Origin of the sequence: Paracoccus thiocyanatus, from assembly GCF_900156255.1 — a bacterium.
GTDB lineage: Bacteria > Pseudomonadota > Alphaproteobacteria > Rhodobacterales > Rhodobacteraceae > Paracoccus > Paracoccus thiocyanatus.
The window spans coordinates 1-13,065 of record NZ_FTMK01000014.1; the positions used below are offsets into that span (position 1 = coordinate 1).

13 protein-coding genes are annotated in these 13,065 nt (G+C 67.6%); 5 read left to right on the forward strand and 8 right to left on the reverse strand.

Annotation, left to right across the window (positions count from 1 at the left end; all coding sequences use genetic code 11):
• Positions 1-240: IS5 family transposase (locus tag F3H32_RS11140; protein WP_149765926.1), on the reverse strand; the 240-nt coding region annotated here is incomplete at its 3' end.
• Between the two features lie 81 nt (positions 241-321).
• The gene (locus F3H32_RS11145) at positions 322-1,323 is read right to left on the reverse strand and encodes an acyltransferase family protein (protein WP_223191421.1); all 1,002 of its coding nucleotides are present in this window, start codon (positions 1,321-1,323) and stop codon (positions 322-324) included.
• Between the two features lie 183 nt (positions 1,324-1,506).
• On the opposite strand from F3H32_RS11145, the gene F3H32_RS11150 reads away from it, so the two are divergent.
• From F3H32_RS11150 to gluQRS, 3 genes are all read left to right on the forward strand, one after another.
• Positions 1,507-2,133: a 50S ribosomal protein L25/general stress protein Ctc gene (locus tag F3H32_RS11150; RefSeq protein WP_149765927.1), complete on the forward strand. Its 627-nt coding sequence runs from the start codon at positions 1,507-1,509 to the stop codon at positions 2,131-2,133.
• Between the two features lie 115 nt (positions 2,134-2,248).
• Positions 2,249-3,589 (forward strand): methylenetetrahydrofolate--tRNA-(uracil(54)-C(5))-methyltransferase (FADH(2)-oxidizing) TrmFO, encoded by a 1,341-nt coding sequence (gene trmFO / locus F3H32_RS11155; RefSeq protein WP_149765928.1) that lies wholly within the window; start codon positions 2,249-2,251, stop codon positions 3,587-3,589.
• Positions 3,586-4,428 carry a tRNA glutamyl-Q(34) synthetase GluQRS gene (gene gluQRS / locus F3H32_RS11160; protein WP_149765929.1) on the forward strand — a complete coding sequence of 281 codons (843 nt, stop codon included), beginning with the start codon at positions 3,586-3,588 and terminating at the stop codon, positions 4,426-4,428. The genes trmFO and gluQRS overlap by 4 nt, the downstream gene beginning before the upstream one ends.
• On the opposite strand, the gene hisI is transcribed toward gluQRS, so the two are convergent.
• A complete protein-coding gene (gene hisI / locus F3H32_RS11165) occupies positions 4,417-4,776 on the reverse strand; it encodes a phosphoribosyl-AMP cyclohydrolase (RefSeq protein ID WP_149765930.1) in 360 nt (119 codons plus the stop codon). The two genes, gluQRS and hisI, sit on opposite strands and share 12 nt — an antisense overlap.
• A gap of 60 nt (positions 4,777-4,836) precedes the next feature.
• On the opposite strand from hisI, the gene F3H32_RS11170 reads away from it, so the two are divergent.
• Entirely contained in the window at positions 4,837-5,271 is a 435-nt protein-coding gene (locus F3H32_RS11170; RefSeq protein WP_149765931.1) for an iron-sulfur cluster assembly scaffold protein, read from the forward strand.
• Between the two features lie 371 nt (positions 5,272-5,642).
• On the opposite strand, the gene recG is transcribed toward F3H32_RS11170, so the two are convergent.
• The 4 genes from recG to sciP all read right to left on the reverse strand — a co-directional run bounded on the left by recG (position 5,643) and on the right by sciP (position 11,241).
• Positions 5,643-7,757 (reverse strand): ATP-dependent DNA helicase RecG, encoded by a 2,115-nt coding sequence (gene recG / locus F3H32_RS11175; protein ID WP_149765932.1) that lies wholly within the window; start codon positions 7,755-7,757, stop codon positions 5,643-5,645.
• Positions 7,733-10,033 carry an NAD-dependent DNA ligase LigA gene (ligA, locus tag F3H32_RS11180; protein ID WP_149765933.1) on the reverse strand — a complete coding sequence of 767 codons (2,301 nt, stop codon included), beginning with the start codon at positions 10,031-10,033 and terminating at the stop codon, positions 7,733-7,735. The genes recG and ligA overlap by 25 nt, the downstream gene beginning before the upstream one ends.
• 123 nt (positions 10,034-10,156) lie before the next feature.
• Positions 10,157-10,873 (reverse strand): response regulator transcription factor CtrA, encoded by a 717-nt coding sequence (gene ctrA, locus F3H32_RS11185; RefSeq protein WP_115756542.1) that lies wholly within the window; start codon positions 10,871-10,873, stop codon positions 10,157-10,159.
• Positions 10,874-10,965: 92 nt separating this feature from the next.
• Complete coding sequence (sciP, locus tag F3H32_RS11190) at positions 10,966-11,241, reverse strand: CtrA inhibitor SciP (protein WP_149765934.1); 276 nt, start codon at positions 11,239-11,241, stop codon at positions 10,966-10,968.
• 166 nt (positions 11,242-11,407) lie between these two features.
• On the opposite strand from sciP, the gene mnmA reads away from it, so the two are divergent.
• Positions 11,408-12,577 carry a tRNA 2-thiouridine(34) synthase MnmA gene (gene mnmA, locus F3H32_RS11195; RefSeq protein ID WP_149765935.1) on the forward strand — a complete coding sequence of 390 codons (1,170 nt, stop codon included), beginning with the start codon at positions 11,408-11,410 and terminating at the stop codon, positions 12,575-12,577.
• A 2-nt stretch (positions 12,578-12,579) separates the two neighbouring features.
• Here mnmA and F3H32_RS11200 read toward each other — a convergent pair whose 3' ends face one another.
• Positions 12,580-12,987, reverse strand: a complete 408-nt coding sequence (locus F3H32_RS11200; protein ID WP_149765936.1) for a SufE family protein — start codon at positions 12,985-12,987, stop codon at positions 12,580-12,582.
• Positions 12,988-13,065: the final 78 nt, after the last annotated feature.

The following is a 13,065-nucleotide window of genomic DNA, read 5'->3' on the forward strand; positions in this document are numbered from 1 at the left end:
CAGAGCCTCGAACACCCGCAGCCAGACCCCGGATTTCGCCCATCGGTTGAACCGGTTGTAGATCGTGGTCGAAGGACCGTAGCGTTCCGGCAGGTCCCGCCAGGGCGAGCCGGTCCTGAGTACCCAGAAGATACCGTTCAGCACCCGCCGGTCATCCACCCGCGCCACCCCACGCGGCTTGTTAGGCAGAAGCGGGCGGATCAGTTCCCATTCAAAGTCCGTCAGATCGAAACGCGCCATCCTGAACCCTCCATAGGTCCAGTGAATCACGCCGGCCATCATAACGGAATCCCGTTTATGAGTTCACAGCCTAGCCCCAGCCTAGGGCGCCGGTCCCGGACCCGCCTGCCGGTCCCGCCCGCGGGTCCGGTCCTTGCCAAAGCCCGGAATCGGCAGGCGCCCCAAAAGCAGCGCGGCCAGCGCCGGCAGGCCGACGGCGAACAGCATCAGCCCGCCCAGTTCCCGTATTCCCAGCGCATTGGCCAGTTGCAGCGCCATCACATGGCCGAAATAGATCATCGCCGAAATCGGGTCGAGCCGGATCGGCGATTGCGGCATCGACAGCTCCAGCACCGACAGAAACAGCGCCGGCGCCGCGACATAGGACATGACCGGGATGTCCAGCATCACCTGGTCGCCGCGCCAGCCCAGGACCAGCCGCGCCTCGATCACCAGCAGCAGGGTGCCGGCAAGGCTGGCCAGATGCACCAGCCGCCGGGGCGGCAGCCCCCCCGTGCCCAGCCGCGCCACCCGGCGCCCGCACAGATAGCCGATGGAGACGAAGGGGAAGCACATGAACAGCCCGTTCGAGAATTTCTTCACCCCGATCTGCGCGATGCCGGACAAGGCGGCATATTGCAGCGCCAGCCCGATCAGCGCGCATGTCGCCGCCGCGGCCAGCAGGATGCGGTATTCAAAGGCCGGCGCCAACCGCCGCGCCAGGCCGCGCAGCAGCAGCACCGCCGCGCCCGCGACCAGGATGCCGGCCATGAACCACAGGTGGAAATAGCCCCAGGCCAGGGTCTTGAGCAGCGAAAGCGGGCCGCTTACCTGATTCAGCCAGAAGGGCAGATAGACCGCCATCCAGAACAGGTACAGCGCCGTTACCCGCCACAGCCATTTTCCGCCCTTGCCGCGCGCCACCGCCGAATAAAGGAAATAGCCCGCCACGATGCAAAAGATCGGCACCATGACCCGCATCAGCCCGTTGCCGATCAGGAAGATCAGCGGGTTCATATGGGATTGCAGCCAGTAGGTATGGGCAAAGGCGACCAGCACCGCCAGTCCCAGCTTCAGATAATCCAGCGAATGAATGCGATGCAACGCGATGATCCCGACCCTGTGCCGCAGGGGCGGCGCAACCGCCCGCCCCTATCTGACAAGCATTTTGCCCTGTCTGCGCAAGTGTTTTTTCACTTCACATCGCCCCGGCATCGCGCTATAGCCCCGGCTTCGGCCATGCACCCTTGGAGGATGGCCGTCATTTGTAGCATAAGGAAACCAACCATGGCCAAAGAGATCCCGGATCTGGTGGCCGAGGCACGCGCGGGGACAGGCAAGGGGGCCGCCCGCCAAGCTCGCCGCGAAGGCAAGGTGCCCGGCATCGTTTACGGCGACGGCAAAGAGCCGCAGCCGATTCAAGTCGAGTTCAACTCGCTGCTGACCAAGCTGCGCGCCGGTCGCTTCATGTCCACCCTGTGGAACCTGAAGGTCGAGGGGCAGGACGACGTGCGCGTCATCTGCCGCGGCGTCCAGCGCGACGTGGTCAAGGACCTGCCGACGCATATCGACTTCATGCGCCTGCACCGCAACACGCGGGTGAACCTGTTCATCCACGTGCAGTTCGAAAACCACGAAGAGGCCCCCGGCCTCAAGCGCGGCGGCACCCTGGTCGTGGTGCGCCCCGAGGTCGAACTGGTCGTGACCGCCTCGGACATCCCCGAGCAGATCACCGTGGACCTGACCGGCAAGCAGATCGGCGACACCATCCACATCAACGACGTGGTGCTGCCGGCCGGCGTGAAGCCCACCATCGACCGCAACTTCGTCATCGCCAATATCGCCGCGCCCTCGGGCCTGCGTTCGGCCGATAACGAGGAAGCCGCCGAGGAAGAGGCCGCCGCCGAGGCCTGATCGCCTGCCAAAGGCTGAACGGAATCGGGCGGCACCCCTGGCGGGCGCCGCCCTTTCTCTTGCCGCCGCCACCCGCGATTGATACCAGATCGCGCCTGACGCAGGGGGGTAAAGCATGGAACCCATCCATATCATCGGTGCGGGCCTTGCCGGATCCGAGGCCGCCTGGCAGATCGCCCGCGCCGGCATTCCCGCGGTGCTGCACGAGATGCGGCCCCAAGTCGCGACCTTCGCCCACCGCACCGGCGATTGCGCGGAAATGGTCTGCTCGAACAGCTTCCGCTCGGACGACGACCGCATGAACGCCGTGGGCCAGTTGCACTGGGAAATGCGGGCGGCGGGCGGGCTGATCATGGCCATGGCCCAGCGTCACCGCCTGCCCGCCGGCGGCGCGCTGGCCGTGGACCGCGACGCTTTTTCCCAGGCCGTGACCCAGGCTTTGCACGATGAGCCGCTGGTCAGCTTCCAGCCCGGCGAGATCGGCGAACTGCCCGGCGAGGGGCGCTGGATCGTCGCCACCGGCCCCCTGACCTCGGACGCGCTTGGCCAGTCGATCCGCGACCTGACCGGCGAAGGGTCGCTGGCCTTCTTCGACGCCATCGCCCCCATCGTCCATGCCGACAGCATCGACATGTCGATCTGCTGGCGCCAAAGCCGCTACGACAAGGGCGAGACCGAGGCAGAGCGCACCGCCTATATCAACTGCCCGATGACGCGCGAGGATTACGAGGGTTTCATCGACGCCCTGCTGGCTGCCGACAAGACCGAGTTCCACGAGGGCGAAACCGCCGGCTATTTCGACGGCTGCCTGCCGATCGAGGTCATGGCCGAACGCGGCCGCGACACGCTGCGCCATGGCCCGATGAAGCCCGTGGGCCTGACCAACGCCCATCAACCGACGGAAAAGCCCTATGCCGTGGTGCAGCTTCGCCGCGACAATGCGCTGGGGACGCTCTACAATATCGTGGGCTTCCAGACCAAGATGAAATATGGCGCACAAGTGGATGTTTTCCGGCGCATTCCCGGATTGCAAGACGCCAGCTTCGCCCGGCTGGGCGGCATCCATCGCAACAGCTTCCTGAATTCGCCGCGGCTGATCGACGACCGGCTGCGGCTGCGCGCGCGCCCGAACCTGCGCTTTGCCGGCCAGGTGGCGGGGGTCGAAGGCTATGTCGAATCCGCCGCCATGGGCCTGCTCGCTGGCCGCATGGCCGCGGCCGAGGCGCTGGGGCGCGACCTGCCGCCGCCGCCGCCCTCTACCTCGATGGGCGCGCTGGTCAACCACATCACCGGCGGCGCGGATGCCAAGACTTTCCAGCCGATGAACGTGAATTTCGGCCTCTACCCGCCGCTGGACGCCATGCGCGGCGGCCGCAAGGGGCGCAAGGACCGCTACCCGGCCTATACCGACCGGGCAAAAGCCGATTTCACTGATTGGCTTGCGGGACAAAGTTGAACCGGACCCGGTTCGCCCCCTCGCCGACCGGCCCCTTGCATCTGGGCCATGCTTTCGCGGCGCTGACCGCCGCGCGGCTGGCGGATCCCGGCCAGTTCCTGCTGCGGATCGAGGATATCGACCAATCCCGCTGCCGCCCGGAATACGAGGCGCTGATCGCCCAGGACCTGCATTGGCTGGGCCTGGACTGGCCGCAGCCGGTCATGCGCCAGTCCGAACGCCTGCCCGCCTATCAGGCGGCGCTCGATCGGCTGGCGATGCTTGGCCTGACCTATCCCTGCCGCTGCCGTCGCGCCGATATCCGCGCCGCCCTTTCCGCCCCGCAAGAAGACGCGCCGGCCATCGGCCCCGACGGCCCGGTCTATCCCGGCACCTGCCGCGGCCGGCCCATGGCGGATGCCGGCCCCGATGACGCCATCCGCCTGGATGCCGCGCGGGCGCTGCACCATCTCGGCCTGGACGAAATCGCCTTCCTGGATGAAAACATCGCTCCCGGCCTGCCGCACCGGCTGGCGGCACAGGATTTTCTGGACGGCATCGGCGACGTGGTGCTGGCGCGGCGCGGCATGGGCACCAGCTATCACCTTTCGGTGGTGGTGGACGATGCCGCCCAAGGCATCACCCTGGTCACGCGTGGAAAAGACCTTTTTGATTCAACATGGATACACGTCATTCTTCAGAAACTGCTGGAACTGCCGACACCGCGCTACCACCACCACCGCCTGATCCGCGACGCCCAGGGCAAGCGGCTGGCCAAGCGCGACGACGCCCGCGCGCTGAAGCTTTTTCGCGACGAAGGCACCAGCGCCGAGGCGATCCGCCGCCAGCTAGGCTTCTGACGGCGCCATGATGACGACCTCCGCCCCCTCGCGGATGGCGGTGTAAAAGCAACTGCGCCGATTGGTGTGGCAGGCCGGCCCGTGCTGGTCCACCAGCAGCAGCAGGCAGTCGCGGTCGCAATCCACCCGCAGTTCGACCAGCATCTGGACATGGCCCGAACTTTCGCCCTTGACCCAGAATGCCTGGCGCGAGCGCGACCAATAGGTGACGCGCCCCGTCTCCAGCGTCTGCCGCACCGCGTCCATATTCATCCAGGCCATCATCAGCACCTCGCCGCTGCGATGATCCTGGGCGATGGCGGGAATCAGGCCCTTTGCATCATATTTCAGGCTGGAGGGGTCGAACATCGGCTTTCCTTTCGGGCATGCCGCACCTATCTAGACCGGGCGGCAGCAAGGGGAAAGACCATGTCCGACAGCGACCTGATGCAGCTTTATTCCCGGCGCATCCTGGCGCTGGCCTCGGACATCCCGCATCTGGGCCAGCTCGACAGCCCCACCGGCAGCGCCCATCGCCGCTCGCCGCAATGCGGATCTTCGGTCACGGCGCATGTGGTGATGCAGGACGGCCGCATCGCCGATTTCGCGCAAGAGGTGCGGGCCTGCGCGCTCGGCCAGGCCTCGGCCGGGGTGCTGGGACGCACCGCGCTTGGCCGCTCGCGGGCCGAGATCGCGCAGGGCCGCGACGACTTGCAGGCGATGCTGAAATCGGCAGCCCCCGCCCCCGGCGCCCCTTTCCAGGAACTCGAAACCCTGCTGCCCGCCCGAGACTTCCCCAACCGCCACGCCTCGATCCTGCTGGCATGGGAGGCGCTTTTGGGCGCCATCGACGCCTCGGCCTGACCGGCTTCTTCGTTCCCCGAATACCCCCCGGCGGAGGCGCGCCCTGCCCGCCTTCACCGTTTTCCAAATACTCCCGCCGGAGGCGAAAAAGAAAGCCGGCCCGCAAGGGACCGGCAGTTGCGCGCAGGATCATCCGGGGAAAGGACGCGGCCCCAGGCGAAGGGCCGTCGATTGCGCGGGGCAGTAAGGATCAGGCCGCCAGGATCGAGGGCAGCGAAAACAGGATGATGGCCGTCACCGAAATCGCGACGGTGCCAAGCAGGTCAGAGAGGGATTCGCGGGTCATGAGAGTTCCTCCACGGTATGTTTATGCTTTGTTCTCACGCCAAGGGAACAAAGTAAAGAACTTTTTAAGAACATCCGTGGAGCGTCTAGCCGGCGGCGATCAGGCGGATGGCCCGGTCCTGTTCCATCAGCCACAAAAGCAGCCGCACCGCGGCGCCACGTTCGCTTTCCATCGCCGGGTCGCGCTCCAGGAAGCTTTGCGCATCCTTGCGGGCCAGGGCCATCAACCCGGCCTGGCGTTCCAGGTCGGCGATGCGAAAACGCGGCAGGCCGGATTGCGCGGTGCCGATCACGTCGCCCGCCCCGCGCATGGCCAGGTCTTCCTCGGCGATGCGGAACCCGTCCTCGGTCTCGCGCAGGATGGTCAGCCGCCGCCGCCCGGTTTCCGACAGCGGCTCGTGATACATCAGCAGGCAGCTTGACGCGCCCGAGCCGCGCCCGACCCGGCCGCGCAACTGGTGCAGCTGCGCCAGGCCGAAGCTTTCGGCGCGCTCGATCACCATGATCGTGGCCTCGGGCACGTCCACGCCGACCTCGATCACCGTGGTCGCGACCAGGATGCCGGCGCGCCCGGCGGCGAAATCGGCCATCGCCGCGTCGCGCTCTTCGACCGGCATCTGGCCATGGACCAGCCGCACCCGCGCGCCGAACTGCGCCCGCAATTCCTGGAAACGCGCCTCGGCCGCGGTCAGGTCGATCGCTTCGCTTTCCTCGACCAGCGGGCAGACCCAATAGGCCCGCGCGCCGTCCGCCAGCGCGCGGCCCAGATGCGCCACCACCTCGGCCATGCGGGCGTCGGACAGCGCCGTGGTGCGGATCGGTTGCCGCCCGGCCGGCTTTTCGTCCAGCACCGACAGGTCCATGTCGCCAAATTGCGCCAGGGCCAGCGAACGCGGGATGGGTGTCGCCGTCATCACCAGCATGTCGGGCGGCTGATGCCCGCCCTTGGCGCCCAGTTCCATGCGCTGGTTGACGCCGAAACGGTGCTGCTCGTCGATCACCGCCAGGCGCAGGTCGTCGAACGCGACCGATTTCTGGATCACCGCATGGGTGCCGACCAGGATGTCGATGCGCCCCTGGGCCAGATCGGCCAGGATATTGGCGCGCGCATCGCCCTTGTCGCGGCCGGTCAGCGCCTCCAGCCGGATGCCGGCCAGCCGGGCCAGCGGCTCCAGCGCGCGAAAATGCTGGCGCGCCAGGATCTCGGTCGGGGCCATCAAGACGCCCTGCCCGCCGGCCTCGACCGCGACCAGCAGCGCAAGAAAGGCGACAAGCGTCTTGCCGGCACCGACATCGCCTTGCAGCAGCCGGTTCATCCGGTGCGGCGCGGCCATGTCGCCGGCGATCTCCTCGACCGCGCGGGTCTGCGCCCCGGTCGGCGGCCAGGGCAGCCCGGCCAACACCTTGTCGCGCAGATGGCCGTCGCCGCGCGTGACCAGCCCCGCCCGGCGGCGGCGGTCGCGGCGCATCAGCGCCAGCGTCAACTGATGCGCGAAAAGCTCGTCATAGGCCAGGCGCGCCCGCGCCGGATCGGTCGGCGACAGGCCCGCCGGGCTGGCGGGCGCATGGGCGCGGGCCAGCGCCTCGGCCCAGGTCGGCCAGCCCTCGCGCGCCAGGACCGAGGCGTCGATCCATTCCCCCGCCTGCGGCAGCCGCCCCATCGCCGCCCCCACCGCCTTTTGCATCACGCCCTGCGTCAGACGGCCGGAAAGCGGATAGACCGGCTCGAATTCCGGCGGCGGCACCGCGCCCTCGGCGCCGATATGATCGGGATGCACCATCTGCGCCATGCCGTCGAACAATTCGACCTTGCCCGAGACCAGCCGGCGCGCGCCCGTGGGCAACTGGCCCTCGATCCAGTCCTTGCGCGCATGAAAGAAGACCAGCAACAGATCGGCGCTGCCGTCCGAGCAATGCACCCGCCAGGGCCGGCCCTTGGCCGTCGGCGGGCTGTGGCGCTGCACGGTGATCGCCACGGTCACGATTTCGGGCGGACGGGCGTCGGCCAGGCGGGCGATCGGGCGGCGGCGGATGCCGGAATGCGGCAGGGTCAGGACCAGGTCGCGCAGCCGCGTCACGCCCATCTGGGCCAGGGTTTCGGCCGCGCGGGGGCCGACGCCCGGCAGCGTCTCGACCCCCGCGAACAGCGGAAACAGCGCCGGCGGGCGGCCCGGCGTCACCCCTGGGCGAGCGCCAGCCATTCGTCCTCGTCAATGACCTTGACGCCCAGTTCGGCGGCCTTCCTGGCCTTTGATCCGGCCCCCGGACCGGCGATCAGCAGGTCGGTCTTGGCCGAGACCGAGCCCGCGACATGGGCGCCAAGCGCCTCGGCCCGCGCCTTGGCCTCGGCGCGGGTCATCTTTTCCAGCGTGCCGGTAAAGACCAGGATCTTGCCGGCAATGGCGCTGTCGGTCGCGCGCCGTTCGGGCGGCAGGACGGCCAGATGCGCGACCAGCCGGTCGATCGCCTGGCGCTCGCGCGGATTGGCAAGCGCGTCCGACAGCGACATGGCAAGGACCGGACCGACCCCGTCGGCCGCGATCAGCCCCGCCCAGGCGCCGGCGGCATCAGGCGCAACCGCAGCCTGCGCCAGGGCCGCTTCCCGCGCACCCGAAGGCCGGGCGCGGCGAGCCTGGGCAAGCGCGGCTTCGCGTTCGGCCTGGGCGGCCTCTTCGGCGCGGCGATGCGCCAGCGCCGCCGGACGCGCGGTGTCAAGCGCCGTCGCCAGCGCCTGCCAACTGCCGTAATGGCGCGCCAGGTCCTGCGCCGCGACCTCGCCGACATGGCGGATGCCAAGCGCGAAAAGCAGCCGGGCCATCGGGATCTCGCGGCGCTTGTCGATGGCCTGGAACAGGCTGGCGGCGCTTTTCTCGCCCCAGCCCTCCCGGTTCTTCAACTGCTGGGGCCGGCCGGGCCCGTAGCGGTCGCGAAGGGTGAAGATATCGGCCGGCTCGGCGATCCAGCCGTCGCGGAACAGCTCCTCGACCAGCTTGGCGCCCAACCCCTCGATGTCGAAGGCGGCGCGCGAGACGAAATGGCGCAGCTTCTCGACCGCCTGGGCCGGGCAGATCAGCCCGCCGGTGCAGCGCCGCACCGAATCGCCCTCTTCCCGGATCGCCGGAGAGCCGCATTCCGGGCAGGTCTGGGGGAACGCATAGGGCACGGCCTGGGCGGGACGCTTGGCCAGGTCCACATCGGCGACCTTGGGGATCACGTCGCCGGCGCGATAGACCTCGACCCAGTCGCCGATGCGGATGTCCTTGCCAGCGCGGATCTCGCCGCCATCGGCACCGCGGCCGGCGATGTAATCTTCGTTATGAAGGGTGGCGTTCGAGACGACGACGCCACCCACCGTCACCGGATGCAGCCGCGCGACCGGGCTTAGCGCGCCGGTGCGGCCGACCTGGATGTCGATGGAATCCAGCCGGGTCCAGGCGCGCTCGGCCGGGAATTTATGCGCAAGCGCCCATCGCGGCGTGGTCGAGCGCATGCCCAGCCGCGCCTGATAGGCCAGGTCATTGACCTTGTAGACCACGCCGTCGATGTCATAGCCCAAGGTCGCGCGCATCTGCTCGATCCGGTCCCAGGCCGCCAGCATCTCAGCCACCGAAGTGCAGACGCCGGTCAGCGGGTTGACCTGGAAGCCGAAATCCCGCATCCGCGCCACCGCCTTCATCTGGGTTGCGGCCAGGGGCGTGCTGACGTCGCCCCAAGCATAGGCAAAGAAGCGCAGCGGGCGCGATGCCGTCACCTTCGGGTCAAGCTGGCGCAGCGAGCCGGCGGCGGCATTGCGCGGATTGGCAAAGATCCGGCCGGTATCGGACTGGTTCAGCTTTTCGAAATCCGCATGCGCCATGTAGACCTCGCCGCGGATCTCCACCACTTCGGGCAAATCCGTGCCGGCAAGCCGGTCGGGGATGTCGGCGATGGTGCGGGCATTGGCGGTCACATTCTCGCCCACCGCGCCGTCGCCGCGGGTCGCGGCCTGGACCAGCCGCCCGGCTTCATAGCGCAAGGACAGCGACAGCCCGTCGATCTTGGGCTCGGCGGTGATTTCCAGTGCCGCGCCGGGGGGCAGGTTCAGGAACGACCGCACCCGCTGGACGAAGGCTTCTACATCGGCCTGGGTAAAGCCGTTCTCCAGCGACAGCATCGGCAGGCGGTGCCGGATCTTGGCAAAGCGGGTATCGGGGGCGGCGCCGACCTGTTCGGTCGGGCTGCCGGCATGGGCAAGCTGGGGAAAGCGCGCCTCGATCTCTTCCAGCCGGCGCTTGCCGGCATCATATTCGGCATCGCTGAGGAATGGCGCGTCATCCTGGTAATAGGCCAGGTTCGCCCGCGCCACCTCGTCGCCAAGCCGCGCATGTTCGGCGGCGGCTGCCGCGGCGTCCAGTTCCCCGACCGGCACCGGGGCCGAAAGCGGCGCACCGGCCCCATTCCCGGCCGGCGCCGCGCGATCCTGGTCATTTCCGGCCATTTGTCCCCTGTCCCTGCTGCCGGCCTTGCGGCCCCTGTCCGGGGAAAGGTGATAGCGGTGCCAGGGCGGGCTTGTCCAGCGCCCGGCCCCGTCCCCATTCGCCTGCCCCGCGCCGGGCTTCGTTCAGGCGCGCAGCGCCATACGCTCGGCGTTATGCGGCTCCGATGCCGGATCGCGCAGCACATAGCCGCGGCCCCAGACCGTCTCGATATGGCTTTCGCCGTTCATGGCCGCGGCCAGCTTCTTGCGCAGCTTGCAGACGAAGACGTCGATGATCTTCAGTTCCGGCTCGTCCATGCCGCCGTAAAGGTGGTTCAGGAACATTTCCTTGGTCAGGGTGGTGCCCTTGCGCAGGCTGAGCAGTTCCAGGATCTGGTATTCCTTGCCGGTCAGGTTGATCGGGCGGCCCGCCACCTCGACCGAGCGCGCGTCCAGGTTCACCACCATTCCGCCGGTGCGGATCACCGACTGGCTGTGCCCCTTGGACCGGCGGATGATGGCCTGGATGCGGGCGACCAATTCGTCGCGGTTGAAGGGCTTGGTCATGTAATCATCGGCCCCGAAGCCAAAGCCGCGCAGCTTGCTTTCGGTATCGTCCGAGCCGGTCAGGATCAGGATCGGCGTGTCGATGCGCGACATGCGGATCTGGCGCAAGACCTCCATCCCGTGCATGTCGGGAAGGTCCAGGTCCAGCAGGATCAGGTCGTAGTCGTAAAGCTTGGCAAGGTCGATGCCTTCCTCGCCCATATCGGTGCGATAGACGTTGTAGCTGGCATTCGTCAGCATCAGCTCGATGCTGCGCGCCGTGGTCGGATCATCCTCGACCAGAAGGATTCGCATGTCATTTCCCCTTGCTAACCAGTCGACTGGTAAAACCTCCGCGCAAAAGGTTAATATCACGTTACCAGCATATTGAACAAAACAATCTCAATCTAAGGTTGCCTGAATTTCTGCAACTGGGTGATCTTCAACGCATTGCGGCCATGCTGGCGAAAGGCGCTGGCCCAGGCGTCGAACTCCTCCTCCGTCAGGCCATAGCGGCGAATCGCCTCGTCCCGCGCCAAAAGTCCGTAATGGACGGCATCGACGACCGCGGCCTTGCGGCTGGCCACCCAGCGGGTCTGCGGCTGGGGCAGATCGGCCAAGGTCAGGATGCCGCCATCGGGCAGGATCACGGTGCGCGGACCGGGGGTTTTCTTCAAAAACATCGGCAAGTCCCTGTTCTGCTTGCCTGCTTATGGCGCAAACTTCTTAAGCCCCGGTGAAGCTGCGCCAGGTTTTTTCGGCCTCCTGCCCTTGAGAATCCGGGGATTTTACCTATAAATGAGGGGAACTGCGGGACGCAGGCCGCGCGCCCCCGCGAAAGGACGATCCATGACAGCGCCAAGCACCACCCTGCGCCATGCCGCGCCCGATTCCACCGTGAATTCGCTGGGCTTTGCCAAGCCACCGGCGCAGACCCGCGTGGTCGTCGCCATGTCGGGCGGCGTGGACAGTTCGGTTGTCGCCGCCATGCTGGCCGCGCAGGGCTATGACGTGATCGGCGTGACCTTGCAGCTTTACGACCATGGCGCGGCGCTGGCGAAAAAGGGCGCCTGCTGCGCGGGCCAGGACATCCACGACGCCCGCCGCGTGGCGGAACGCATCGGTTTTCCGCATTACGTGCTGGATTACGAAAACAAGTTCCGCGAATCGGTGATCGAGGAATTCGCCGACGCCTACCTGGCCGGCGCGACGCCGGTGCCCTGCATCCGCTGCAACGAACGGGTCAAGTTCCGCGACCTGCTGGACACCGCGCGTGAACTGGATGCCGATTGCATGGCCACCGGCCATTACATCCGCCGTTTCGACGGGCCGCGCGGGGCCGAGCTGCACATGGCCGCCGACCCGGCCCGCGACCAAAGCTATTTCCTGTTCTCGACCACGCAGGAGCAGCTTGATTTCCTGCGCTTTCCCCTGGGCGGGCTGGCCAGCAAGGCCGAGACGCGGGCGCTGGCCGCGCAATACGGGCTGGCCATCGCCGACAAGCCCGACAGCCAGGACATCTGCTTCGTGCCGGATGGCGATTATGCCAGCGTGATCGAAAAGCTGCGCCCCGGCGCCGCCGATCCCGGCGAGATCGTGGACCTGGACGGCAATGTGCTGGGCACGCATCGCGGCGTGATCCATTACACCATCGGCCAGCGCCGCGGCCTGGGCATCGGCGGCCTGGGCGATCCGCTTTACGTGGTGCGGCTGGAGCCCGCGACGCGGCGCGTCGTCGTCGGCCCGAAACAGGCGCTGGCGACCCGGATCGTGCCCGTGACCGAGGTGAACTGGCTGGGCGACGAACCCTTCGCGGGCGAAATCCCCATCAGCGCCCGCATCCGGTCAACCCGGCCGCCCCGCCCGGCCATCTTGCGCGTGACCGGCCCGCGCCGGGCCGAGGTCGAATTGCTGGCCCCGGAAGAAGGCATCAGCCCCGGCCAGGCCTGCGTCTTCTATGCCGGCCAAGGAACGCGGGTGCTGGGCGGCGGCTGGATCTCGCACCGCCGCGGCGGCTGACTTCAGGCCGCCGCCGCCAGCAGGCGGATGCGTTCGACCATGGCGCGCAACCCGTTCGAGCGTTGCGCCGAAAGATGCTCTTCCAGCCCCAGCCGGCCAAGTTCGGCGCTGGCGTCGATCGCGGCCACCTCGCCGACCGGGACGCCGGAATAAAGCGCATGCAGGATGGCGATCAGCCCGCGCACGATCAGCGCGTCGCTGTCGCCTTGAAAGCCAAAGCGGCCGGCTTCGATCCGGGGCATGATCCAGACCTGGCTGGCGCAGCCCTCGACCTTGGTGGCCGGCACTTGCAGGGAAGGGTCCATGGGCTCCATCGCCTTGCCCAGTTCGATGACATGGCGATAGCGCTCTTCCCAATCGTCCAGGAAATCGAAGGTTTCGGCAATGTCTTCAAAGGCGGGCGTGGCCATCGGGGGGTCCTTTTGCGGCGGCGAGCCCGGCATAGCGCGATGGCCCGGCAAGGTCAAAGAGGCTTTCGTCCCCGCACG

Excerpts from the sequence above, each read along its gene's own strand:
- F3H32_RS11150 (WP_149765927.1), top strand. The coding sequence starts at position 1,507 with ATGGCCAAAGAGATCCCGGATCTGGTGGCCGAGGCACGCGCGGGGACA.
- trmFO (WP_149765928.1), top strand. The coding sequence starts at position 2,249 with ATGGAACCCATCCATATCATCGGTGCGGGCCTTGCCGGATCCGAGGCC.
- hisI (WP_149765930.1), bottom strand. The coding sequence starts at position 4,776 with ATGTTCGACCCCTCCAGCCTGAAATATGATGCAAAGGGCCTGATTCCC.
- F3H32_RS11170 (WP_149765931.1), top strand. The coding sequence starts at position 4,837 with ATGTCCGACAGCGACCTGATGCAGCTTTATTCCCGGCGCATCCTGGCG.
- recG (WP_149765932.1), bottom strand. The coding sequence starts at position 7,757 with ATGGCTGGCGCTCGCCCAGGGGTGACGCCGGGCCGCCCGCCGGCGCTG.
- ligA (WP_149765933.1), bottom strand. The coding sequence starts at position 10,033 with ATGGCCGGAAATGACCAGGATCGCGCGGCGCCGGCCGGGAATGGGGCC.
- ctrA (WP_115756542.1), bottom strand. The coding sequence starts at position 10,873 with ATGCGAATCCTTCTGGTCGAGGATGATCCGACCACGGCGCGCAGCATC.
- sciP (WP_149765934.1), bottom strand. The coding sequence starts at position 11,241 with ATGTTTTTGAAGAAAACCCCCGGTCCGCGCACCGTGATCCTGCCCGAT.
- mnmA (WP_149765935.1), top strand. The coding sequence starts at position 11,408 with ATGACAGCGCCAAGCACCACCCTGCGCCATGCCGCGCCCGATTCCACC.
- F3H32_RS11200 (WP_149765936.1), bottom strand. The coding sequence starts at position 12,987 with ATGGCCACGCCCGCCTTTGAAGACATTGCCGAAACCTTCGATTTCCTG.